Source organism: Okeania sp. SIO2C2, from assembly GCF_010692625.1.
Classification (GTDB): domain Bacteria; phylum Cyanobacteriota; class Cyanobacteriia; order Cyanobacteriales; family Microcoleaceae; genus Okeania; species Okeania hirsuta.
The window spans coordinates 36,273-62,588 of the sequence record NZ_JAAHGM010000041.1 but is presented as its reverse complement, the minus strand read 5'-3'; the positions used below and the strand labels follow the sequence as shown (position 1 = coordinate 62,588).

Below are 26,316 nucleotides of genomic sequence, written 5' to 3'. Positions count from 1 at the left end.
CCGTCAGGAAAAAGAATAAAGCGTGGTTTGTATAGAAGTAGTAATAATTGGTTAATTAATGCAGACTGTAACGCGGCTGCAAATATAATCACAAAAGTAAGCAGAAAGCTAAGGTTAAACTTAAGCCAACTGTGTAGGGGCACTTTGACTTGTCCCCAGAGAGTGTATCTTTGGTCAGCTAAGAATAGATGGAGCAACACCGATAAATCCGTGTTGCGTAGTATCTACTTAGAATCCCCTCGGCAGAGAGTCCAGGGGAGTAGTCAAATAACTGACTTAGGAATAAAGTAACAAGCAATGTAAAATACTATTTTGGATAAATACAAAGATAAATCAGCTTTGAATTACAGTCCTTTTTTCAGGAAATAGACTTATGTACATGAGTTTAAACACCTATCAATGCTAACAGAGTATGGAAAATTTGCTCTGACAAAAGCCACTTGGGAAGGTGAAGTACAACTATGACTCTATTGCCCTAACTTTCTTCCGATGAAATCAAAAATCAAAAATCGGATTTTTATACTGTGTAAATAAAAAACGCAGTAGCAATGTTGATTGTTGAATATTAAATCTTGAGGTTAACAATGAGGTATCGCACTTTAATTGCTGCACTATTAGCTGTGTGTTTGAGTTTTTTGACCGCTTGCTCAGAAGGTCCAGATAGCAGTCAAACACTTACTTACGAAGATATTGTAAATACTGGTTTGGCTAACAACTGTCCTGAGTTACCAGAAACAGCTCGTGGGTCTATTACCCTTGACCGCGATAGCTCTTATATTTTGACAGATTTGTGCATACAGCCAACTGAATATTTTGTCAAGGAAGAACCTACTAACAAACGCCAGAAAGCAGAATTTGTAGAAGGAAGAAAATTGACACGGTATACTTCTAGCTTAGACCAAGTAACAGGGGATCTGATCTTTGATGAAGATAATGTATTGACATTTAAAGAGCAGTATGGTATTGATTTTCAGCCTATAACTGTTCTCTTACCAGGTGGTGAGGAAGTACCTTTTCTATTTACCGTCAAAGGACTTATTGCTAAAAGTCAGCCTGGTGTTTCTGCTATTAATACCTCTATCGATTTTGAGGGTATCTATAATGTTCCTTCCTATCGAGGTTCTAGCTTCCTAGATCCAAAGGGTCGTGGTGTTACTTCAGGATATGATAATGCAGTAGCTTTACCAAATCGTGCAGATGATACAGAGTTTAGTAAAGCTAATGTCAAGTTTGCAGATACCAGTCTCAAGGCTGGTGAAATTTCCCTGAGAATTTCTAAAGTAGACAGCGAAACTGGTGAAATTGCTGGTATCTTTGAAGCAATTCAGCCTTCTGATACAGATTTGGGCGCAAAAGAGGCTTTAGAAGTTAAGGTTGGTGGTACTTTTTACGGTAGGGTAGAGGTAGCTTCTTAAGCTAAATATTGGGTCTGAAATTAAATTGCTCGTGCAACTTATATGATTAAAGACCCTACCTATCAAAATTGAAAGTTTGTGAAGATAACCAACTGTCTCTTTTCACCTAAAAATGTCTTTTCATTGAAAGTTGTAAGGGGTAGGTTTTAGGTTCAATCTTATTGGAAATTAAACCCCAAAAGGCTAATTTTACTCCTGGTTACTGTGAAGTTTTCAACAGTAGTTGCTCTGTAATAGTGCAGTTAAAAAATTGGCTTCCTAAAACCTAAAACTAAACAGGCAATAGAAGGGTAACGACCATAAAAAAAGAATATGTATAGAGGGGCTAAACACTCCTCTATTGTTATTAGATTTAGATTTTATTAGAAAAATATTTAAACAACTAATAAATATTATTATTAAAAATAATTATTGATCCTATAGCAATTTCCAAGAATCGTGAGGTACAAAATTCGTTTATTTTATTTTAGGGAGTAGGGAGTAGGGAATAGAAAAATAACTGTATCTCAGTAACTTGAGAAACGCTATATTAAACATATTTATACTTAATTAAGTTAATCAAGTAACTACTTATTACATAGAAAATAGATAAAACCATCGACTACGATATTGCTGATAAAAAGGCTTAGAATATAACTAAAACTATTATGAATAAATTGTGTCTAATATCACAATCCAAGATTCCAAAGCAATAATTTTATAAACATACAATTCCTAGTAGAAGATGTTTCATTAATTAATAATGGATAATGAATAATGGATAATTACCTCTTGTTAAAACCGTAACGGAATTAAATATCAGGAAATCTGATTTCTTCTCTTGGTCGATTGGATATGGCGAGGAGACCCGTTCTTACAGACCCGCTCCGAAGATCGCCATCCCACCCTACGGGAAGCTGCGCTAACGACCGCTTTTTTCTCCTTAAAAGGAGAGGCTTTAAACCTTTGGGGATTAATTATCAATTATCAATTATCAATGATCAATTGGTAAAAATATAGTGCGTATTTGATTTACCATCACTAGGTTTCTATCAGAATTATTTTGAAAATTAGGTAAGTCGGAAACCATCGTCTTTTAAGCAGTGGATGGAAACGACTTGGGCAGGTTTTAACCCGTAGTCAAAAAAATGTGTTATAATTGATTACTAAAGACACATTGACCTCTGAATCATCGTGAAAGCCCGATATCTAATGGACTATACAGGTTAAATGGTAGTTAACCGAAAAGGTGGCTCGGTGCTTGCCAGCACTCTGTTTCCAGCCGTTAGACAGCACGTTGTACCTCAGAGCGAGTGAATCAAATAACAACCAAAAAAAGTAGCCTCAATGGTCGCCAGACCAGATAGAGTAGTGGCTATTGGCACCGCCTAGTTAGCTGCTCCTGTATGCGTAGTACGGTATGGTACTGGCAATTTAGCCGTTCCGAGCAATGTGGGAATCGTAGTTTTAATATCAAATCCGTTTAATTGGACATCAAAAAAATCTTCAATCGTCATAACTACCCTCATCTTTGTAATTCTTTCTCCTCCTGACTCCTGTCTCCTGACTCCTGAGGACTCCTAACTTAACCATTCTATGGCTGTTTAACCGGATTTGATATAACCTGATAGAAAGCTCCTCTGAATAATTCACGCGACTGTAGTCCGTGGAGTGTCAAAATATACCTATGTCTACCACTATCACTCAAAAACTAAAAAGTAAAAACCTGGAACTGTTGCGCCAATATCAACAGTCTCCTTCTTATCATCTCCGTAATCAATTAGTTAAACTTAATGTTGGACTTGTAAGAAAGGAAGTTTACCATTGGTTGAATAGGTGTACTGAAACCTACGATGATTTACTCCAAGTAGGCTGTATTGGATTAATTAGAGCAATTGAGCGATTTGATATATCGAAGGGACGAGCCTTTAGTTCTTTTGCTACTCCTTATATCCGGGGTGAAATTCAGCATTATCTAAGAGATAAAAGTCCTTCTGTACGAATTCCCAGAAATTGGCTAGCTATGGATCGGCAGGCCACAAAAGTTATACAAGACCTCCGAGTGAAGTTAAGACGAAAACCTACAGATTTAGAGGTGGCCTCTGCATTGGATATTTCTTTGGAACAGTTGCAGGAAATTCAATTAGCTTGTCGTAACCGTGCTCCTCTGAGTTTGGATGCTCCAGTTCAAGATGAAATAAATGGAACCACTTCTTTAGGAGAATTAGTTCCAGATAGTCAGTATCGTAGTTTTCAGTTAGCTCAAGAAGACCAAATTCGTTTACAGCAAGGGCTGGCCAAACTAGAAGAAGGTACTCGTAAGGTTTTGGAGTTTGTTTTTCTCTGTGACTTGACTCAGAAGGAAACCGCTGAGCGGATGGGGATCAGTGCAGTTACTGTTTCTCGAAGAATCAAGAAAGGGTTAAAGTCTTTGCAAAAGATCATGCAATAGCACTTAAAAGCAGAAAGAAGAAGGAAGAAGTTTTTAGTTATCTAGAAGAAAAGGTTAATTATTAGATATCTCCAGAAATTAAATATTCCTATTTGAGCAACTTTTCTAGAGAGATTATATACAGTCCGTTTAATTAACATTCGAACAACCTCTGCTGTCGATCCAGAGGAACTTTTCCTATTCTCTCAGGTTACTGCCCCCTGCTCCCATACTCAAGGTTTCTAAGTTCTGTTTCACTCCTATATTTATTGATATTCCGTTATTTATCCTGCAGAGTCCTAGGCAAACAGATATTCCATGAGTCCTAATAATCATGGCAGTTGCTATATTAGCTTCTTGGCAAATTAATGCTTTGAACTTGACTTGTTCAAAACACTTATTGTAGGTATTTAGGTAAATTTTATTAGTAATTAATATTATTGCATAATAGACAAGTTAATAAATTTCATAATTCTGTACCACCTCAAATAAAATTGGTATAACACCTACACCTAATTCTATGCAGCCTCACATAAAATTGGTATAAACTTTAAAAGTATAGGCAGTCCTGCAACCGTAATGGTATTGATTGAACTTGGGACAAATTACCTAATGATGTTAGCTGTTATTACCTGAGATCCAATTAAAAGAAAGCGGTCGTTTTGCTGGCACACAACTCCGTTAACGCTGCGCGACATTTTTGCAGAGCATGACAAACGGAAAAAGCAGAGCTTCCCGTAGGGTGGGATGGCGAGGATACTTGGCCATATCCAATCTACCAAGATAGAGGGTGTATTTCAGTTTATTTCCTACTCACAGTTTTTTCCACTCCTAGTCTGACCTACTCCCCTACTCCCTCTTCCATTACTATGCACCACTACCAAAGTATAAACCCCGCCCATATCTAGTAGATGGGTGGGGTTAGTTTTTAATACCGATATATTCTTATGTTTAATGAGAGGCATCGGTTAAATTTTGCCCTTCATCCAGTTTTTAAACAAATTCTCCTTAACCATAGTCTGTCGCAACACTTCAACTAAATACTCTTGAGCTTCTTCCCGACTTAAACCTTTCACTTGCTCCCGTAGAACTTGTAATTTGAACTGTTGCTCCATAGTTAAGCTGTTAGACATTTCCATAGTTTACTCCTTGCTTATCTAGATAATAGATATTGGCCTATATATTAAGGCCACAGTTAAGTTGATTTATTGACTCTTATGTAAATTATCGTAACATTTACTTGACATACTGTCCATGATGTACATTTTGAAAATAATTTATTCGACAAAAGTTAACATTAAATTAATAAAAGCTAGAAGTATTATGATGATTAGGCTAGAACTAATATCCTAAAAATTCTAAAGATGGAGAAGGGCAAATGGATGCAATGGAATTTTTTCAAAAGAGTGCTGGTAAATGGCGATCGCAACGAACAACCCATCATCTGGCCTTCAGACAAGCAGAAATGGGCAGTTCAGATATTCAAGTAACTAGCTTGGGTGCTGGAGATCCGAAAGTAGTAGAAATCTGTAAAATGCACGAAATTGACCCAAGTTTGGCTGCTGGAGGCGCTTTTGTTACTTGGGATGGTTCCATGGCCTGGGATAAAGATGATGAAAATCACAAAGGTTCAACTGTATTTGCGATTGTTCCAGATCCAGAAAATCCTAGAAAAGGCAGAATGTTGCGAGAACGAGGCTATGCAGAAATTGTCCCAGTAGTGGGACTGTTTGAGATGGATGATGAAGATGGACTAAATCTAATTACAGAATATGAAACTATGAGTTCTATTGAAAGATTCTGGTTTCCTAGCCCTAATCTGAGAATGCGAACCAGTGCAGTGAAGCGGTTTGGTGGATTTAATACTTCTACATTTTGTACAGAAGTTCGAGTAGAGGAAAACAACTCAGATTCTGAAATAGAAACGTCACAGAATACTGCACAGTTTTATTCTGCTTTTGGCTGGTAGATAGATAACAATATGCCCAAAGTTAGCAAATAGCTATCAAAATTGTTACAGATTGTTGCGTAAGTTAATAAAAGTGAGACTTGGATTGCCTCAATCCCTTAATCTAAAGGTTGGCTATTGATGCAATTTTTTGAATCGCAGCAAGGTTTAGTGTGCTCTGGCCACACTTGATAAATCAAATTTAATAATTTTAAGGAGATTCTCACGTGGCGATTCCATTATTAGAATACAAACCTATCAGTCAAAACTCACGAGTTGCGGGTTATGAAGTCCCCGGTGATGACCAACCAATGATTTATTCAGCCGAATCTTTGCCCTCTGGGTCAGGATGGGATGAGTTAATCTGGGCAGCTTATCGTCAAATTTATAGCGAACATCAGATTCTTAAGAGAGATCGCCAAATCTTCCTAGAATCTCAACTCAAAAATGGTCAACTTACAGTTCGAGATTTTATTCGTGGTTTGGTCATTTCCGATCCATTCCGTCGTAACAACTACGATACAAATAGCAACTATCGCTTTGTTGAGTTATGTGTTCAACGTGTTTTAGGTCGTGATGTTTACAGCGAAAAGGAAAAGATTGCTTGGTCTATCGTTGTAGCGACTAAAGGTATGGAAGGTTTCATTGATGAGTTGGTTAATAGCGAGGAATACCTCGAGAACTTTGGCTTTGATACTGTACCTTACCAGCGTCGTCGGGTTATACCCCAAAGGGATGGAGGAGAAACTCCTTTTAACCTAAAGACACCTCGTTATGATTTCTACTATCGGAGTCTTCTTGGTTTCCCTCAGGTAATTTACCAAAATCAAATACGTCGCTTTACTCCCGAAGAACAGAAACCAAAAGCAGGCGATCCTTCTCTTTATTTAAATTTAGCACAAGGTCTTAATGCTCAAGGTGCATCAGCACGAGTTAATTTAGGTAATATCAATCTGGCTATGGTACCTTATCGTAAGGTATAATTTATATTATTACTCTAGCATCTCTGTTGAGTAGGATTAAATTTGGTAGGGGTGGGATATTCGTGCAAAGTATTTGGTTAACTTGCCAAAACAAGGAACATGAGTATTGTATCCCTACAAATTTTTAGTTACTGAAAAGAGGGAGTAGGCAGTAGGCAGTAGGGGGGAAAAAATTGATGATTTATGTGCAATAATTGATTTGATTTTTTATTACTTAGGGCTTGCTGATTAAATCTAAAAGCATTGACAGATAAAGGTTATAGCATTTTTAGGTCTAAAAAAGTGTTAGCTTTTCGGTGGAAAAAGCTCAAAAAGCTAGTATTTTGGGACGATTATGGCAGAGAAATCAAGGGACAATTCTTACTCCTACCTCCTCTATAATTCCCATTTCTCCTGACTCCTGACTCCTGACTCCTGACTCCTACCCTCACCCATAAGACTTTTTGCTGCAAACCCTACTTAGAGATGTCTACTGAAAAAAACAATGCTGAGTTAGAGTTGAGTAATTTGAACTTTATCTCCATACTTCAAATTAAGCTGAGATTGAGCGCTACTAGCATTAGCAGCGATTTCGACAAAATCGTGAGAACCAACAATTGCAATTACTTCTCCTGGTTGACAGTCACTATAAGTATTGCCACTGACTATAGTTTTATAGGATGAAAGATTGTCATTTTTTTGAATCACAACTAACCAGGTTTTACCCTGAATATAACTGCTGGGAATATTAGTAATTATATTGCCAAAATAGTCAATATATTGAACTGAACCTTCAATACCTGAGTCTGTGAGAGTAATTTTATTTAAAGGTAATTTTACTAAACTTTCTGGGTTAATTTTTTCTCCCAAATTTTCTAATGAAACCCCTCTAGCAATATGAGCGCCAACAGGAGCAAATATATCTCGACCGTGAAAGGTTGTACTAGGTGAATTTGTGCGCCAATAGTCAGAATTAGTCAACTCCACAACTTTTATTTCTTGTGTTTCTAGGTTTTCCAGCACACCACTAAAAATACCGTTATCGGGTCCGACAAAAAAACCTGTTGATAATTGAATGGCGATCGCTCTTCTGGCACTTCCTACACCTGGATCGACAACAGCTATGTGAACTGTTCCTGTGGGAAAATAGGGATAAGCATTTTTTAAACAAAATCTTGCTGCAAATAAATTTTGAGCAGGAATTTCATGGGTGAGGTCTATTAGCGTTACTGTCGGATTAATTTGATAAATTACACCTTTCATCACACCGACATAAACATCTTTTAATCCAAAATCAGTTAAGAGTGTAACTATTTTTCTATCAGACATGATTATTTTTGATATTATATCATGTTCGGATAATCAGTTATAAATAAAATTTAAGAACTGACAGTACCGAATAAATACTGAAATTATCTGGCGTTGGTAATTGATGGGATGATTTATATTTTGGGGTAGCGCTCTGTAACCGACCCCGGTTAATCATTGGGGGATTGCCCCTACAAATTTCATCCTGTAATTTACCAACGCCAATTATCTTTACTTTTCTTCTTTCCTCCCCCTACTGCTGAGGACTGAATCCTCGCTAAGTTATTTATAAGTTTCAACCTAACATGATACTATAGTAGGGAACAGAGAACAGGGAACAGGCAATAGGCAATAGACAATAGTAGGAAAAATTTTCCTGTCTTAGGGTTCATCATCAATCTATGTCATATTAAATCCGGTTAAACAGTTATAGATTGGTTAAGTCTTTAGGAGTCAGGAGTCATTCCTCAGCAGTCAGGATGAGAGAGAATCACAAAGATTTAGTAGTTATGACGATTCGAGATTTTTTTTATGTCCAATTAAACCGATTTGATATCAAACACTAATATTATGTCCGTTTAATAGCACGGCACGATAGAACTCCCTTATGGGTTCCGCGAACGTTAAAGTTTTTAGGTGGTAGGTGGTAGGTGTAAATTACTGCACTCACTGTCGTACGGCGCAAGCGGTCGATCTTCGGAGCTTTCCGTAGGGTGGGATGGCGTTAGCGTTAGCGTTTGCGCAGCATGACCATAGGAAAGCACCTCTGTAAGAAGTAGCGGCTCTGTCAAGAGCGCGTCTCCTCGCCATATCCAATCGACTTAGAAAGCGGTCATATCCCGCGGGGCACGCCAGACGCAAGGAAATGCGCACCAAGCAGGTAGAAAAATGCTCATCTCCCCATCTCCCCATCTCCCCATTTAATTCAATTGTTCAATTTGATATTGGGCATCTCTATAACCTCCTGTTCGACCTTGCTCTAAATAAAGTTTGGCTGCTTTTTCAAAATCACTAATTGCTCCTTTTCTATCCCCAAGATTAACTCTAACCAATCCTCTACTATAGTAAGCATCAGCATATTCAGGGTTAAGTCGAATTGCTTGAACATAGTCAGCGATCGCTTGCTCATAATTTTCTTGTTCAGAATAAACACTAGCACGATTTGCATAAGCTTCTGCATTATTCGGACTAATAGCTATTGCTTGAGTATAATCTTCTATTGCCTTTTCCAGTTGATTTGCCGAAGCGTAAGCTAATCCTCTATTTGTATAAGCTGACGGACTTTTGGGAGCAATTTCAATTGTTTTTGTACAATCAGATATAGATTTTTCATACTCTTTAATATTGAGGTAAGCAATACATCGATTATTATAAGCAACTTCATTTTCAGGGTTAATTGTAATTGCTTTAGTGCAATCAGATATAGCTTTTTCATAAGTTGCTAAATTCAAATATGTGCTGCAACGATTAGCATAAGCTTCTTCATTTTCAGGGTCTATTTCAATAACTTTATTATAATCATCTAAAGATCCTTGATAATCTCCCATAAAAAAGCGCGCTCTGCCTCTACTATAATAACCATCTATCTTTTGGGGTTCAAGTCTAACCATCTCAGTATAATCTGTGATTGCTCCTTGTAAATCATTATTAGCAGCACGAGCTAATCCTCGACCATGGTAAGCATCTATATTATTGGGTTGCAGTCGAATAGCTTGAGTGTGGTCTTGAATAGCAGCGGGATAGTTTTGAGAGCTGTAGTGAACTAATCCTCTTTTATAAAAAGCTTCCGCATCTTGAGGTTTGAGGCGCAATACTTGAGTGAAATCATTAATTGCTCCGGCATAATCTTGGGTATCATAACGAGCTGTCCCTCTGTTAAAATGGGCATTAACATGGCTAGGGTTCAAATTAATTACCTTGCTGTAGTTAGCAATAGCTTTTTGGTAATTTTCTAAGTTATAGTAAGCGTTGCCACGTTTATAGTAATATTCTTCTTCATTGGGATTTAGTTGAATTGCTTTGTCATAAGCGGCAATTGCTGCTTGTTGATTACCATTGTTCGCATTTTCTATCCCTTTCTCAAATATCCTCTCTGCTTTGACCGGGTTTGGGCGATTCAAGAAATACACTAACCCAATCAGCACTGCAATGACCCCCACGCTGGCAAAACCAAACAAAACAAACCATAAAGGATGAGATTTCACTCTCCGTGAGCTTGTTTTAGTTTGATAATTTCGATTGTTTTTAGTTTTGGGTAGTTGTTTTGTCAATTTTTGAGGGCGACTGCTAATTTTCTGTAGCGCTTTCACAACTTCTTCTACAGACTGGTAACGTTTTGTGTAATGGTAATGTACCATTCGATCGACAATATTAGCTAGATTTGAGGAACATAGGGTTCGATTTCGCCAGAGAATACCACTAGGATTTGATGGACGAAGGTCTTGTAGTTTAGGGAGTTCGCTACCGGGAATACCTGTCAGAGCTTGAATACCAATCATGCCCACTGCATACAAATCGCTATTAAATTGAGGAATTCCTTGAAATTGTTCGATGGGCATATAGGAAGGAGTACCTGTCGCTATTGTTCGTTGTACCTCTCCATTTTCTGCTGCAATTTTATGACTAACTTCTTTGACAGAACCAAAATCAATTAAAACTAATTTTTTATTTGTTTGATGTCTAATTAAATTAGATGGGTTAACATCCCGATGAATTACGCCATTTTCATGTACAAATACTAAAATTTCTAAAATTTCTAACAACAGTTTGATTACTTGTTTTTCTTGCCAAGGTTTACCGGGTATAATTTCTTTATTTAATGGTTTTCCAGGGATAAATTCTTCAACTAAATAAAATTGGTTATTTTCTTCAAAATAAGCTAGTAGTAAAGGAATCTGCTCGTGCCTACCTAATTTTTCTAATATTTCTGCTTCTTGTTTAAATAAACGGTGAGCAGTTCTAACTATTGTATAACTATTGCCAGGAGCGCGTAGTTGTTTGACCACACATTGAGGATGCCCAGGGCGACGAGTATCCGCTGCCAGATAGGTTTGTCCAAATGCACCAGCACTCAGGATTTGAACGACGCGGTAACGTCCATCTAGAAGTTGACCAATCATGTTCGTGTTACTCATAAGGTGGTAGGTGGTAGGTTTTAGGTGTTATACCATTTTGAAAAAAGAATGTTACAAATAATAAGGGCAATCAAAAGACAAATGCAGGAGATTTCCCTTTGACTAAAAAGATAACTTACGACTTAATAAATGGTATTAAAGCTATTCGTTATGATTCCTGACTTCCCCTCCTGGGAGGGGCTAGGGGTGGTTTAACTCCTCAGAAATAACCTAGCTATTTGTAGCAAAGATTTATAAAATTGGTATAATACAAATTTTAAAAAATAATTTCATGAATAATCAGGGGAATTAAAAAGATTTTGCATTAGATATCTCTATTGAAACTCTGTCCTTAAAGACGAGGTTTGATGTAAGGGATATTCACCTTAATAAGTAATATTTAAGATATAAGAATAGACAGGTAGGTTAGGACTTATGCGAATGATGATCCGAATCAGGGGAAATTGTTTGTCCCACTGTTCCCTGTTCCCTGCTATATTTATTCTGATTTGAGAATCATAACTACTAGAAAAAGTATAACTATTTCTATCAAACATTGATCGAACTAGCATTAGGTGGTAGGTAAATTTTAATATTTTGTCAGTAGACTGAATCAAGGAAAACAAATATTACAGGTTTTGAAGTAGCAAAATTTGGTTGTTGAAGCAGTTGATTATTGGAGTAGTTTTTCGAGCATATTTTGTGAGTTTTGATAATTTTTTGTTCTGCCTTGCTCTAAAAAGAGATTGGCACTTTGGCGAAGGTCTGCTATTGCTGCTTGTATCTCTTGTAGCTCAGAAAGAATAATACCTCGATTATAATAAGCTATGGCATTACTCGGATTTATTTTTATTGCCTGGTCAAAGTCTTCAATAGCTTGATGATAGTTTCCTATATCTAAGAAAATTATACCTCGATCGCTGTAGGCAAAAGAATTGTCAGGATTTATTTTGATTGTTGTGGTCAAGTCTTCTATAGCACCAGACAAATCACCACTAGCAGACCGCACTCTACCTCTGTTTTTGTATGCTTCAGCATTTTCAGGATTCATATCAATAGTTATGCTACAGTTTTCTGCTGCTTTTTGATATTCTCCTAAATTCAAGTACGCAATACATTGATTATGGTATGCTAGAGAATCTTGAGAGTTTATCTCTATTGCTTGGTGACAATCTTTAATTGCTGCTCGATAATTTGCTAGCTTTAGATAAGCACTACATCTTTTTGTATAGGTATCGGAATAATCTGGTTTTAATTCTAGTACCCGGTCGTAGTCTGTTATTGCACTTTGATAATCTGCGATTTCAAACTGAGCTATACCTCGACTTTCGTAAGCTTGTGCATTGCTGGGGTTAAGTTTTATGGTTTGAGTGTAGTCACTTATTGCACCTGCTTGGTCTCCGATCGCTGCTCTAGCTATTCCTCGATGAAGATAAGCATCGCTATGTTGAGGATTAAGTTTAATTGATTGACTATAATCTTGAATCGCATTTTTGTAATCCCCAATTTTGTCATAAATTCGTCCTCGTTTTTGATAAGCTTGAGTATACTTGGGATAAATTCTTAATGTTTGTGTTAAATCGGTAATCGCTTTTTCATTGTCGCCTAATTCATAATAAGTTAAGGCACGTTGATAATAAGTGTGATAATTTTCTTTGATTGTAATAGCTGCTGTATAGTCTTTAATTGCTTTTTCATAAGCTCTTTGGGAATAATAAGAGTTGCCTCTTTGATAATAGATGGCTGCATTTTGTGGGTTTAATTGCAGTGCTTGAGTATAGTTAGCGATCGCTGCTTGTTGATCTCCTTGTTTAGCTAATTCTCGACTTTGTTTATAGAGTGCTTGTGCTTTGAATATAAACTGCCAATGCCAGAAATAGGCGATCGCTACTCCTGCTATGGTTATCACTATTAAACCTGCAATAAGTCTAATTTTTGTGTTGTTGCTGAGTTGAGGTGGTGGTGTGGGAGTATCTATTTCTTGAGGCACTGTAATTATTGTTTCTAGTTTTGAGAGAATGTTTTTCTTGGTAAATATTACTATGTTTTTTAATTCTGTAAGCGCTTCTGAAGCTGAGTCATAATGTTGTTTACCTTGACTGTTTACCATTTTGTCAATGATATTTGATAGACTTAGAGAGCATACTTGTAGATTTTGCCAAGGTATTTCTAGTCCTAGAGTCTTGTTAGTCTGCTTTTGCTTGAGTAAATCTTGAGTAGATAATCCTGTTAGTGCTTGAATAGCAATTATTCCTAGAGCATAAATATCGCTATTTTTATCTAGCTCTTTTTGACTTTCTTCTAATGGTATATAAAGTAAACTATCAGAGTTATTTTGGCTACCATTTTTTGAGATTAATAATCCCTCGTTTTCTTCTAAAATTATTGTAATTTTTCTTTCTAACCAAAAGTTTATTAAGACTAATTTTCCATCTAATTCTCGCCTGATTAAATTTGCTGGTGTTATTTTTCCATGAGTTTCCCCATGACCATGAATAAAGGCTAAAATTTCTAGTACATCCTTTAATATTTTGATTACTTCTACTTCCGGTAAAAACTTAACTATAGCTAATTCTTGATTTAGAGATAAACCTACTATATAGTCTTCAACTAAGTAGATATTATTGTTTTCTTCAGAATAAGCTAATAAGTTAAGTAAACCATTGTGTTGACTCAAACGATAAATCTTTTCTGCTTTTTCTTGAAATAATGATAATATAACTTCTCGATTTTCTTTCTTAAAATTGCTTAGTCTAATTTCTCTGACTAGGCATTGAGGAGATTTTGGACGGTGGGTATCTGTAGCCAGATATGTTTGTCCTAAGATACTTGAATTTATAGGTTTGATCAAACGATAGCGTTTATCTACAATTTGGTCAATTATCATCTATTTTTACCCCATTATAAATGTGTGTTATGGCAGAAGGAAGAAGAAAGAAGATGTTTAGTTATCTAGGACAGAATAAAGAAGGAAAAAGGCGTTTAAGTAGGTAGGCGATTAGTTATCTATGACAGAAGGATAAATCTTGCCTTGTCTAAGTTTTAAGCTTTTTATATGTCCTAACCTTTCCTTCGACTGCTATATATAAAATTTGAAAAAGATAATTACATTAAAGAATTAGTAGTCAGGAGTCAGGTTCTAGGAGTCAAGTTTTAGGTTTTAGGTTTCAGGTTCTAGGTTTCAGGTTTTAGGAGGAATTTTATCAACTACTCCTGCTAAAATCACGATCAAAGTTAAGCCTTTTTTCCTATTTTTTCATAGGCTATTTTCTGGCAACATATAGCAATTAGTAGCAATTAGGTTTCAGCTATTAGCTTTTTAATTTTTCTCTGCCTGTCTATTCAAGGTTTGTTTGAGTAAGTAAGTAAAGTCAACATGAAAAGCTTTATATAGTTTGACTGTAAAAAGATTTAGTTTGGTAATGCTACTCTCTTAGTAAAATCATATCAATTCATTATTTCTGGTTATTTATCATAGCTGACGATACTATAGTCATCAAAAATGATCGGATTGTATTGTCAGAATTAAATAATTATATAAACTTCAAAAAAATTTATTTCATCTCAATCAATTGCTCATTTTTTTGAGGCGCTGGCGACGGCATAAATGAATCAATTTTAACCCGACAAAATAACTCAATGTCCCACAAATTAGACCCATTACTAAACAACCTAAAAATAGGGCTGCTACAAACTTACTCCCGTATTTCATTAACTCTTGAAATGAAATAATACTTTCAGCCATAAACTCCTCTTGAGAGTTGAGTAATAATTGACCAACTTGAAAGTTAATTGCATAAATTGGCACATAAGTCAAGGGATTACTCACCCAAGTACCAGCAGCCGCAGCAACTTTATGACCTCGGAACAAAGTTGCTAGTACTATACCCACTATGGTTTGAAGACCAAAAATTGGAAATAATCCGGCAAAGACCCCCATTGCTAAACCTCTAGCAATATATTCTGGAGTTCCCCGCATCCGAATGAAGCGCCAGTATAAATATCGCCCGTATCTATTCCACTTTGTTTGTGTATGTCTATGAGATGGATATTTTGTTGTGACTTGCTTAGGTAGTAGTTGCTGGGGAATTTGTGAAATATTTGAGATATTTTTGAACATAAAATATATAAGTAAATTTATTTTTGATGACTATGATTTTTATGGAGTTTATCTTCTTCTTTCTTCAATATTATAGTTAGTCTAAATGATTGGGAAAAATCCTCAAATAGATAATAAAGTCTGAAACTATTATCTCTATTTCTGACGATCTTTTTACAGGATATTGATTTTCTGCATAACTATGCCAAAAACTGGTAATTGATTATCAAATCTGCTCGGGTTCGGTATAAAAAAATGTTCCATCCTCAGCGCCATTGCCAAATCTTTCTCACTCTCTCCCTCATGGGAGGGGTTAAGTGTGGGTCCCCATCTCCCCATCTCCCCATCTCTCCACCCTCTTTACATCAATGCTACCGGATTTGATATGATCAGGGCAAAAATCACAGCAGTTTTGAAGTTGATAAGGTACAAAATTTTAGGACTTTAGGGAGTAGGCAGTAGGGAAAAAAGATTAACCTTAAAACTGTACCTCACGCTGTCTAAAAAGTGCTGTAAGTAATTTACTTGTATCAAAAACAGAAATATGTCAGAATGATCAAAAAGTAGGTTTAGTCTACTATAAAACCACATATTTTTAGAGCAGGGATACATAGACTCCCCAAGGTGAAAATAGGTAATTTCCTACCGAATGCTCTACAAACATGAATCGCAAAAGATAGACGGGGGAGTGTCAATGACTACTGGAAATACTATTGCAGCGATCGCTACCGCTATTATCCCCCAACAAGGAAGTGTGGGCATAGTCCGGATGTCTGGTTCTGAGGCAATGAAAATTGCCAAAACCTTATTTCATGCACCAGGGAAGCAGGTTTGGGAGACTCACCGCATTCTCTATGGTTATATTCGCCATCCCCAAACTGGACAGTTAGTAGATGAAGCTTTATTATTAATTATGAAGACTCCTCGTTCTTATACTCGTGAGGATATAGTTGAGTTTCACTGTCATGGTGGAATTATCCCTATACAACAAGTATTACAGTTATGTATTGAGGCAGGGGCACGACTAGCTCAACCAGGGGAGTTTACTTTACGAGCTTTTTTAAATGGACGACTGGATCTGACTCAGGCGGAAAGTATTGCCGATCTTGTGGGGTCTCAATCTCCTGTAGCTGCTCAAGTTGCTTTGGCTGGTTTACAAGGTAAGTTAGCTAGTCCAATTCGTCAGTTAAGGGCTAACTGTATTGATATATTAGCAGAGATAGAGGCTCGTATTGATTTTGAGGAAGATTTACCACCTTTGGATGAGTCTACAATTGCTCAAGAAGTTAATAATATTTTGGTAAATTTATCACAAATACTGGCAACTGCAAGTAGGGGTGAGTTATTACGAAGTGGTTTGAAGGTGGCTATTATCGGACGTCCGAATGTGGGTAAGTCGAGTCTATTAAATGCCTGGAGTCGTAGCGATCGCGCTATTGTGACTAATCTTCCTGGCACTACGAGGGATGTGGTAGAGTCTCAGTTAGTAGTAGGTGGTATCCCGGTGCAGGTTTTGGATACGGCGGGTATTCGAGAAACTGAAGACCAGGTGGAAAAAATGGGGGTAGAGCGGTCGCGTCGAGCTGCTGAGTCTGCTGACCTTGTTTTATTGACTATTGACGCTAGTGCTGGTTGGACGGAGTTAGATGAGGTTATTTATCAACAGGTAAAACATCGTTTTTTAATTTTGATAATTAATAAGGTTGACTTGGTTAAGTCGGAATTTATGGAGTCTATTTTTTATCCAGAAACTATTAAGAATGTTGTGACTACAGCAGTTATTAATAATCAAGGAATTGAGGAACTTGAAGCAGCTATTATTAATTCTGTAAATTTGGGTAATTTGCAGGCAGAAAATCTAGATTTTGCGATTAATCAAAGGCAAGCAGCAGCTTTAACTAGAGCAAAGGTGGCTTTGGAGCAATGTTTAAATACGATTAAAAATAATTTACCTCTAGATTTTTGGACAATAGATTTAAGGGGAGCAATTTATGCTTTGGGAGAGGTTACGGGAGAGGATGTAACGGAATCTGTTTTAGATAAAATTTTTAGTCGCTTTTGTATCGGGAAATAATTTCTCAGAGTTTTACTATCTACTCTCTACTCTATATTTTTTATTTTGTCTGTCATCTCAATATTTAGGCATTTGGGTCATCATTATCTATTAGACATCAGGTGCATCTTCCTAGTGCAGGATGCCAGAAATAACTAATCAGTTACAAAATCCTAAAAGCCTTACCAATCAATACTTTTGACTTTTGACTTTTGACTTTTGACTTCCGCGTAGCAGCACTATATTCCGACTCCTGACTTCAGAATCTTGACTCCTGACTATTTTTGGAAGATCAAAAAAATTATGAGAAAATTTGTGAATATTTGTGATAAATTATGATAAAGTGTTAAATAACATAACAATATCAACATAATACATAAGGATAAAAACAGATGAGTGGATTTATCGGAGCATTTTTTGGACTATTTGGCGGTAATCAGGACGATAACCAACCAAAAGAAGCTTTTTTTCTAGATGCAGATAGTGCAAGTAGTCTTGGTGATGTAAACTTTATGCGGAAATCTATTGCAGTTAAGAGGAGCTATCCCAAAGCAGCAGGTAAGATTAATTTAATAGAAGGAGAGACAGAAAAGAGTGCTTCTTCTATGCAAGTGAAAGAAACTATAGGAGAAACTAAAACTGCTTCCTATGCTTCTAGCGCATCTATTTCTTCTAGTTCAACTACCCCTACTACCCCTACTACCCCTACTACCCCTACTACCCCTACTACCCCTACTACCCCTACTACTGTAAAGCCTCGTAGCATTAGTAATTCTAACTCTGAAATAGATTTTACAAGCATGGCTCGTAACATTAAGAAGAAGAGATAATTTCTTTGTTTTACTAGGTTATATAGTTTATAGATTCTCAATTTAAAATATAGCAGTCTAATTTAGGTTTTGAAACTCGATCATTGAGGTAATTTATTGCACAATGGCATAGTTTCAAGACCTGATAATAATTGCTATATTTTTTGTTTCTGACTAATAATTTCTTCCCATTCTCAGAGTAGAGAATAGGGAGTAAGGAGTAGGGAGTAGGTAAATAATGAACATTATACCTTATCTGACCCATTTTTGCTACATTTTCTTGAGAGTAGAGAATAGGGAGTAGGTCATTTCAGTTATCAATTATCAGTTAGCCTCCTATGGTCGGAGCTTCGCTAACAGTTATCAGTACCTCTAGCTGTTTGCGCAGCATTCCGTAGGAAAGCTAGAGGATTTACATAAGGAATAGTCTCTTTTCTCTTGGTAGATTGGATATGGCGAGGAGACCCGAAGAGTGACAGAACCGCTTCGCTTTACATGTTGCGGAGCAAAACGCCATCCCACCCTACGGGAAGCTACGCTAACGACCGCTTTTTATCTCTTTAAAAAGGGAGGCTTTAGACCACAATTTTTCGGTAAATAACGAACAATATACCTTGATTTCATACAAATAATTGCTCAAAACATTAATTAACTATTATTATTACTTAATAACTGAAGTTTTTAAGAAGTATAGAATTATTTTGAGTAATTGGTATTAGTTGTTAAAGGCAAAGATAGAAAAGCTAGAACATTGATGCTGAAGTCAAATAAAATCTCTTGAAATTGATATTAATTAACATTGGAAGCTGATGCTTTTTAGGAAAAATTGTCCGCACCTAGGAATACTTTATTTTGAGCAAAACTAATTTTTAAAAGTTTTATTCTACATTAATCAGGAAACCTTACTAAGCGCGGATTATATAGTATCTACATTTGCATTTGCCTAATTTTAAATATTGATGAAATAGTTGGTTTTACTGTCACGCCTTTTTGCTGTGGAATAGTGCATTACGTAAAATGTTTCGCACCCTACGCGGTCTAATATTTATTTTACTCGCCCAAACCTAACTGTCCCCAATAACCAGTAAATATCCGACTACCATCTTTAAGCACATGAATTTCTAGGCGATCGCTTGCCCAATTTAATTGATTTTTCAATTCTGGATTAAATACTCTAACTTGTTGATTACTAGAAGAAACTAAGGAATTAGGAGAGTGAATAGCTAAGGTTTCTATAAATGGTCCGTCAATTAAAATATCTAACTGAGATAATAATTCCTGAGCAGCTACTGGAGCATTTTTTGACTCTAATTCTTGTAAAGTAAACCCACTAAAAGACATTACATTTAAACCATTAGATTTTAAGATTTTTGCTAATTCTGTCAGTGCTGATGCTTGTAAAAATGGCTCTCCTCCAGAAAAGGTAACTCCTGTATTTCGAGGATTATTTAATATTTTATTTGCTAGTTCTTCAACACTGATTAATTGATTCATATCAAAAGACCAAGAATCAGGATTAAAACATCCAGCACATCCACGTTTACAACCTTGTACCCATACTACAGCACGACAACCAGGTCCGTTTACTTCAGATTCATCAATATAGCCCATAATATTGAGATATTCTGATGAAATTTCTACTGGTGTTATTGTTGATGATTTGGCTATTAAGTTACTCATATTTCTATTTACTTGTTTTGTAAGCATTCAGCGGTCAGCTATCAGCTATCAGCTATCAGCTTTATTACTTTTAGTGGACAATTTAAGCTCGTTGCTCTTGTGCTTCAATTCTTTGTTTAAAAATGTAGTAGAAGTTAAGCAAGTGCTTGCTTCATTCATTAAAAAGCTGTTTGCACAGGATTCCGCAGGAAATGCTTACCTGGTTTTTTTATCATCAAACAACCAGGATGTTATTTCTGTTTATAACGAACAGGAATGTTAGTATTTTTGTAAATTTCTTCTGCAAAATTTTGTAACTTTTCTAGGCTAATACACTTTAATTTTTGTACTGCATAAGGACGATATTCTGTATGATTTTCTCTGCCATCTAATTGACGTTTTATAGGTTTAGGTCGAGTGGGGGTGTTAAGTTGAATTTCATCTGGTTTGATAGATTTTATCAAGTTAATATATTCTATTTTGTTTTGAGTATTCCATGGAGATAAAATCATTGTTTGGATTGCTAATTTACCTTGATATTTATCTCGAAAATCTTTGATATTTTGCCAGATATCTGACAGATTTAATATTTCTGCAGGTCGATTAATTCCTTGTAGTTGTTTGAGAGTTACTGCATCTATTTTGATTGATACTCGATCTGCTAAAGTTAAGGCTAATTTAACTTCTGGATTAGTTAAAGTTGTGCCATTTGTTAATACTAATATGGGTTTGTTTGTTAATTTTTTCGTTTCTTGTAGAATCTCTTTTAAATTCAGAGCTAATGTTGGTTCTCCACTGCCACTCAAAGTAATAATATCCACATCCCACGGCGCAAATTTTTGCAGATTTAATAATATTTCTGTGGTAGAGACATAGACTGAGCGATCGCTTATTTTTTGTTCTATTTCTCCTAATTGACAGTAAACACAATTGAAGGAACAGGTAGAAATTTTGCCTATGGGATCTATTCCTAGAGACTGACCATATCGCCAAGATTTTACTGGTCCATAGACTGGTATAAATTCATCAGTTAATTTTGTCATCATTTGATTTAATTTTTATTTCTGACATTAGACTTCTTGCAGAAGTCAGGGAATAGGGAATAGGGAATAGGGAATTATTGATTTCATATCTTGAATTAATTTAATTAAAACTTTTGCAAGAAGTCTATTTATTATCTATAGTGTGTTTATTTGAGATGTAAATATAGATTGAGTTTTTTTCTAATAAAAAAAGTGCGCCGTTCTATTACCTTATATTCTTGTTTTTGCTGCTATTTAATGCTATTTTCCCTCCTTTACTATTTCCTCCATACCTTTTTCATAGCACTTGGTCTCCACACCCCATATCAAAACGCTATATAAATAATTTTTTGTCGAATTCACAAGTCTATATTTCAGTTTTTTATCTCTAATTTTATACATCAGTACTGGATTTCAATTAATCAGGAGATAGTATATTTTTTCTATTCTAACGAATCATAAAATCTGCATAAGTAGGTAGGTCTAATTAAACGTAAAAAAAATTGTAGTGGCGGGTTTAACCGAAAGCTTTGACTTAAGCGCGATCGAGTTCTAAAAACCCCCTCCTTAATATTGCCTTTATTTATGCTCACCTACTTATAATGTCTTTATTAAGAAGATAGATATAAGTAGATGTTTTTTGAAGTATTGCGGTATACAAATATTCTGTTTTTTTACATAAATTAATAAACCTAAGTACGGGAGCAAGATGCTCCCACTATCATGTCTGGTAACAAAAAATAATGACAATGCACCACCACCCATAAATTATCTTTTTAGTGTGAGTATCCTGGTCTAGTGTGGGCACCCTGGTCTAGAGAGTACAGGAGCAACAGTACGGGAGCAAGATGCTCCCACTATCGTGTCTGGTAACAAAAATAATGACAATGCACCACCACCCTTAACGAAGTCAGAAGTCAGAAGTCAGAAGTCAGAAGTCAGAAGTCAGAAGTCAGAAGTTATTTTTGTAACGGGGATTTGAGCTGCGCTCCAAAAATATTTCACCTTAAATGGAACATTTTTTTATACCGAATTAAACAGATTTGATCTGATATCATGTCCGGATAAGAGCGCGATAGAACTCCGTTGCGCTTACGCGACCAAAAAACTTTCTTCTTGTATTCCTCTTTCTTCTCTCCTGACTCCTGACTCCTGACTCCTGACTCCTATTTAAACTTACTTTCGCATCGATAAACCAATTCGTTTTAACTTTTCATTTATTTCCAAAACTCTTACTTTTACCACTTGCCCAACTTTCACAACTTGCTTTGGATCTTTAACAAAATAATCTGCTAATTGAGAGATATGTACTAACCCGTCTTGATGTACTCCCACATCAACAAAAGCTCCAAAATTTGCCACATTAGTTACTATTCCTTCCAACTCCATTCCTACTTCTAAATCTTTAATTTCTTTAATGCCTTCTCGAAAAGTTGCATACTTAAATTCTGCTCTAGGATCGCGTCCTGGTTTTTCTAATTCACTGATAATATCTTTGAGTGTTGGTTCGCCAATTTTATCGGTTACATACTTTTTTAAATCCAGAGATTTTACTCTATTTGAAATTTGATTAATCTGATTTATCGATACAGCTAAATCTTGAGCTATATTTTCTACAACTGAATAACTTTCTGGATGTACTGCGGTATTATCTAAAGGATTTTCACCACTTCTAATTCTTAAAAAACCAGCACAAAGCTCAAAAGTTTTCCCTCCTAATTTTGATACTTTCAAAATTTCTTGACGATTCTTAAAAGCTCCATTTTCATTCCGATATTTAACTAAATTTTTGGCTACTGTCGAACTCATACCAGAAACAAAAATTAGTAGTTCTTTTGAAGCAGTATTCAAATCTACTCCCACATAATTTACACAACTTTCCACTGTCTCATCTAACTTTTTTTTCAACAATTTTTGGTCTACATCATGTTGATATTGACCGACTCCTATAGACTTCGGGTCGATTTTTACCAGTTCTGCTAAAGGGTCTTGTAAACGTCTGCCAATACTAATAGCTCCCCGCACTGTAATATCTAATTCGGGAAATTCTTCTATTGCTACTTTAGAAGCAGAATAAATTGAAGCACCAGATTCATTTACTATTACCTTTATTGGCTTTTTATCTAAAGTAGAAATTACTTCAGTCATAAATTCATCTGTTTCTCTTCCTGCCGTACCATTACCAATAGCAATAAGTTCAATTTTATACTTTTGAATTAACTGCTTAATAGTTGTAGAAGCTTGTTGTTTTTCCGCCGCAGATTTATGGGGAAATATCGCCTGATATTTTAAGAACTTTCCCGTTTCATCTAAGACAGCAACTTTGCAACCTGTTCTAAATCCTGGGTCAATTCCTAAAGTAGGTTTCATCCCTGCTGGTGGAGATAATAATAACTCTTTGAGATTAGTTTCAAAAGTTTTAATTGACTCAATATCTGCCTCAGCTTTCTTTTGCCCTCGGACTTCATTAATCAAAGAATTTTTCATCAAACGATTCAAAGCATCTTTGAGCATTTCCTGATAAAAACTTCTGACTTCTTTAACCCTAGTTTTAATTTCTGAATCTGCTAAGTAAGACAGTACAAAATCTCGGTCAAAATCAAGCTCTAAATTTAATATTCCTTCACTCTCTGCTCGTAATAAAGCCAACATATTATGAGGAGCAATATCTTTAACATTTACCCGAAAATTCCGATACATTTCAAACTTAGTCGTACCTTCAGGATAATCATCTTTAATTTTGGAACTAAAACAACCAGATTTGAGAAAATATTCTCTGATATAAGAGCGTAACTCAGCTTTTTCTGCCACTGACTCTGCCAAAATATCAGATGCTCCTTGAATTGCCTCTTCTATATTTTTTACTCCTTTTTCTTCATCAATATACTTCACAGCTTCTTGCTCAATAGATGTAGATTTTGCTTGATAATTATTCAGAGACTGAATAAATTCTGCCAAAGATTCTAAACCTTTTTCCTTAGCAATAGTTGCCCTAGTCCGTCGTTTTGGTTTATAGGGAAGATAAAGGTCTTCAAGCTCTGTTTTTTGCAGACATAAATCAATTTTTTCCTGTAATTCATCAGTAAGTTTGCCAGCATCATTAATTGCTTTAAGAATTACCTTTTTTCTTTCTTCAAGTTCCTGAAGATAAGTAAATCTATCCCAAATATTTCGCAGTTGAGTTTCATCCAAAGAATTTGTATATTCTTTCCGATAACGAGCCACAAAAGGAATAGTCGCTCCTCCATTTAACAAGTCCAAAGCATTTTTAATACTTTGAGAATTGATATTTAATTCTTGAGCTAAAATTTTATTTATGTCCAGCATAAATCATCTATATAAATATATTTTTTTTGATTTTACCGAATAATTAAGGTAAAAATACTCTCCTAATGAGGAGAAACAAGAAAAAATTTTCCTTTTATTCTATCCTATCCGTTTTTAGGGAGAGGTAATTATCAATTATCAATTATCAATTATCAATTATCAATTATCAATTATCAATTATCAATTATTTTTATAGCAATATGATTTAACTTGTGAAATATTGGAGAATTTTAGGGAACAGGGAACAGGAAAAAGGGAACAGGGAACAGGGGACAGGGAACAGAAAAAAAGAAAAAAATGAATATATATGAACATGATAACTACTATATTCTCTACTTTGAAGGAACATTCAAATTCTTACATCTGAATTCCTGTCGGAAAATGTTAAAATTAAGTAAGCATTCAGGCAAAACTATCAGCTATCAGCCATAAGCTAATATCAATTCATAATAAAAATTATATAGCAATCCTATTTTATTCGTGTCAAAAATCTTACTGCTTTTTAGGGACAGGGAACAGGGAACAGGGAACAGGGAACAGGGAACAGGGAACAGGGAACAGGGAACAGATAAGAGTTTCAGTTTTTTTATTTACTTTTTGATTTTTCACAATCTATTTAGAATTGCTATATAGCTGTTGAAGTGAGAATATTTTTCGCTCTTTCCCCTTGTTTCCTACTCCCTAATTCCTAAATTTTTTCTTGTAGGTATTCCAACAGACAGAATATAATTATCTTTGTCAGAGGGATTATACCAATACCCAAAAGTAATGCTATACTTGGCTGAAACTTCAGTTATCAAGTAATTAATACAGGTTTAATAACTTATTTCCTAATTATTAGCAAGTTAATGATAATTATTCTGATGTTTGTCTCTCCCCCAGTCCCCCACTCCCTTATCGAAGAATTAATAATGAAATAATTAAATAATTAAATAATTCAGGTTTAAAGCCTCCCCTTTCAAGGGGAAAAAAATAATTTTTTTCCTTTTAGTCAATCCTCTTCCTTTTAGGGAGAGGTAATTATCCATTATCCATTATCCATTAATGAATCCCCTACTTAAAAAAGTGTAGAAAAGTTTTTGATAAATGGTATTATTATTAACAGGTTAAGCAAAAATAAAAAGCTGACCGCTGACCGCTAATAGCTAAATGCTTACAAAATTAATCATAATTCATAATAAGCTTTTTTGAATAGGTAAAAATGGCTAAAATTAAATTACGACGTACTGAAAATATTAATGGCGATATATACGTTGATAGTACCTGTATAGACTGTGATACTTGTCGCTGGATGTCACCTACAGTTTTTCATCGAAATGGAGATAAATCAGCAGTTTATCATCAACCAAAAAACGACAAAGAAAGACAAGAAGCAATGCAAGCTTTACTATCTTGCCCAACAAATTCTATCGGTACTATTGAAGCACCAAAAGATATTAAAAAAATTCAGCAAACCTTGCCAATTTTAGTAGCAGATAATGTTTATCATTGTGGATATCATTCAGAAAAATCTTTTGGAGCAGCTAGTTATTTTATTGTCAGACCAGAGGGGAATATTTTAGTAGACTCACCCCAATTTTTACCTCCATTAGTGAAGCGTTTGGAAGAAATGGGAGGAATTAAATATATGTATTTAACCCACCAAGATGACGTAGCAGACCATCAAAAATTTAGAGAACATTTTAACTGCGATCGCATCCTTCATGTAGATGATATTTCTTCAGATACTAATGATGTAGAAATAAAATTAACTGGCACAGAACCATTTTCCCTAAGTCCTGATTTATTAATTATTCCTGTACCTGGTCACACTAAAGGTCATACAGTCTTACTATATCGAAAATTTTTATTTACTGGCGACCATCTAGCTTGGTCTAGTAGTTTAAATCAACTTTATGCTTTTCGTCGTTATTGTGGGTATTCTTGGTCAGAACAAATTAAATCTATAAGTAAACTCATCCCCTATAGTTTTGAGTGGGTATTACCTGGTCATGGTCATCGATATCATGCTGATACAAAAACCATGGAACAACAGTTACAAAACTGTATTAATTGGATGGAAAAATTATGAGTTTTTCTAACAGTTATGACGATTAATATAAAGTAGTTAGGATTTACAGAATATTCCAAGTATATTAAGTAAAAATATTAATAATTAAATGTTTGTAGTGCGGGCATCTTGCCCGCGAAG

At 35.4% G+C, this 26,316-nt stretch carries 18 protein-coding genes; 8 read left to right on the top strand and 10 right to left on the bottom strand.

The features are described from left to right. Positions 1-584: 584 nt before the first annotated feature. A complete protein-coding gene (locus F6K18_RS25540; RefSeq protein ID WP_287525110.1) occupies positions 585-1,415 on the top strand; it encodes a photosystem II manganese-stabilizing polypeptide in 831 nt (276 codons plus the stop codon). A 1,485-nt stretch (positions 1,416-2,900) separates the two neighbouring features. Here the strand turns inward: F6K18_RS25540 and F6K18_RS25535 are convergent. Continuing rightward, positions 2,901-3,047, bottom strand: coding sequence for a hypothetical protein (locus F6K18_RS25535; protein ID WP_287525109.1), 147 nt, complete (start codon positions 3,045-3,047; stop codon positions 2,901-2,903). A 34-nt stretch (positions 3,048-3,081) separates the two neighbouring features. Here F6K18_RS25535 and F6K18_RS25530 point away from each other — a divergent pair, with 34 nt between their 5' ends. Further along, positions 3,082-3,846 carry an RNA polymerase sigma factor SigF gene (locus F6K18_RS25530; protein ID WP_287525108.1) on the top strand — a complete coding sequence of 255 codons (765 nt, stop codon included), beginning with the start codon at positions 3,082-3,084 and terminating at the stop codon, positions 3,844-3,846. Positions 3,847-4,793: 947 nt separating this feature from the next. Here F6K18_RS25530 and F6K18_RS25525 read toward each other — a convergent pair. Then, positions 4,794-4,964: an NblA/ycf18 family protein gene (locus tag F6K18_RS25525; protein WP_124147679.1), complete on the bottom strand. Its 171-nt coding sequence runs from the start codon at positions 4,962-4,964 to the stop codon at positions 4,794-4,796. A 239-nt stretch (positions 4,965-5,203) separates the two neighbouring features. Between F6K18_RS25525 and F6K18_RS25520 the strand changes: the two genes are divergently transcribed. After that, complete coding sequence (locus tag F6K18_RS25520; RefSeq protein WP_287525107.1) at positions 5,204-5,794, top strand: phycobiliprotein lyase; 591 nt, start codon at positions 5,204-5,206, stop codon at positions 5,792-5,794. Between the two features lie 206 nt (positions 5,795-6,000). Then, a complete protein-coding gene (locus tag F6K18_RS25515; RefSeq protein ID WP_287525106.1) occupies positions 6,001-6,756 on the top strand; it encodes a phycobilisome rod-core linker polypeptide in 756 nt (251 codons plus the stop codon). Between the two features lie 492 nt (positions 6,757-7,248). Here F6K18_RS25515 and F6K18_RS25510 read toward each other — a convergent pair whose 3' ends face one another. Next, positions 7,249-8,064, bottom strand: a complete 816-nt coding sequence (locus F6K18_RS25510; protein ID WP_124147682.1) for an S-adenosyl-l-methionine hydroxide adenosyltransferase family protein — start codon at positions 8,062-8,064, stop codon at positions 7,249-7,251. Between the two features lie 413 nt (positions 8,065-8,477). Here F6K18_RS25510 and F6K18_RS25505 point away from each other — a divergent pair, with 413 nt between their 5' ends. Continuing rightward, complete coding sequence (locus F6K18_RS25505) at positions 8,478-8,609, top strand: hypothetical protein (RefSeq protein ID WP_287525105.1); 132 nt, start codon at positions 8,478-8,480, stop codon at positions 8,607-8,609. A 354-nt stretch (positions 8,610-8,963) separates the two neighbouring features. On the opposite strand, the gene F6K18_RS25500 is transcribed toward F6K18_RS25505, so the two are convergent. The 4 genes from F6K18_RS25500 to F6K18_RS25485 all read right to left on the bottom strand — a co-directional run bounded on the left by F6K18_RS25500 (position 8,964) and on the right by F6K18_RS25485 (position 15,594). Further along, complete coding sequence (locus F6K18_RS25500; RefSeq protein WP_240039198.1) at positions 8,964-11,177, bottom strand: serine/threonine-protein kinase; 2,214 nt, start codon at positions 11,175-11,177, stop codon at positions 8,964-8,966. Between the two features lie 652 nt (positions 11,178-11,829). Further along, positions 11,830-14,043 (bottom strand): protein kinase family protein, encoded by a 2,214-nt coding sequence (locus F6K18_RS25495; protein WP_287525104.1) that lies wholly within the window; start codon positions 14,041-14,043, stop codon positions 11,830-11,832. Between the two features lie 681 nt (positions 14,044-14,724). After that, the gene (locus F6K18_RS25490; protein WP_287525103.1) at positions 14,725-15,276 is read right to left on the bottom strand and encodes a DUF2062 domain-containing protein; all 552 of its coding nucleotides are present in this window, start codon (positions 15,274-15,276) and stop codon (positions 14,725-14,727) included. Positions 15,277-15,429: 153 nt separating this feature from the next. After that, the gene (locus tag F6K18_RS25485; RefSeq protein ID WP_161564749.1) at positions 15,430-15,594 is read right to left on the bottom strand and encodes a hypothetical protein; all 165 of its coding nucleotides are present in this window, start codon (positions 15,592-15,594) and stop codon (positions 15,430-15,432) included. Between the two features lie 355 nt (positions 15,595-15,949). On the opposite strand from F6K18_RS25485, the gene mnmE reads away from it, so the two are divergent. Further along, positions 15,950-17,329, top strand: coding sequence for a tRNA uridine-5-carboxymethylaminomethyl(34) synthesis GTPase MnmE (mnmE, locus tag F6K18_RS25480; protein WP_287525102.1), 1,380 nt, complete (start codon positions 15,950-15,952; stop codon positions 17,327-17,329). A gap of 371 nt (positions 17,330-17,700) precedes the next feature. After that, positions 17,701-18,138 (top strand): hypothetical protein, encoded by a 438-nt coding sequence (locus F6K18_RS25475; protein ID WP_287525101.1) that lies wholly within the window; start codon positions 17,701-17,703, stop codon positions 18,136-18,138. 1,029 nt (positions 18,139-19,167) lie between these two features. Here F6K18_RS25475 and F6K18_RS25470 read toward each other — a convergent pair. The 3 genes from F6K18_RS25470 to F6K18_RS25460 form a co-directional block, all read right to left on the bottom strand. Beyond that, on the bottom strand, positions 19,168-19,797 hold the full coding sequence (locus F6K18_RS25470; RefSeq protein WP_287525100.1) for a 4Fe-4S single cluster domain-containing protein: 630 nt from the start codon (positions 19,795-19,797) through the stop codon (positions 19,168-19,170). 230 nt (positions 19,798-20,027) lie between these two features. After that, positions 20,028-20,822, bottom strand: a complete 795-nt coding sequence (locus tag F6K18_RS25465) for a radical SAM protein (RefSeq protein ID WP_287525099.1) — start codon at positions 20,820-20,822, stop codon at positions 20,028-20,030. A gap of 1,152 nt (positions 20,823-21,974) precedes the next feature. Continuing rightward, positions 21,975-24,125, bottom strand: coding sequence for a Tex family protein (locus tag F6K18_RS25460; RefSeq protein WP_287525098.1), 2,151 nt, complete (start codon positions 24,123-24,125; stop codon positions 21,975-21,977). A 1,201-nt stretch (positions 24,126-25,326) separates the two neighbouring features. Here F6K18_RS25460 and F6K18_RS25455 point away from each other — a divergent pair. Further along, positions 25,327-26,196 carry an MBL fold metallo-hydrolase gene (locus tag F6K18_RS25455; RefSeq protein ID WP_287525097.1) on the top strand — a complete coding sequence of 290 codons (870 nt, stop codon included), beginning with the start codon at positions 25,327-25,329 and terminating at the stop codon, positions 26,194-26,196. The last annotated feature ends 120 nt before the right edge of the window (positions 26,197-26,316 follow it).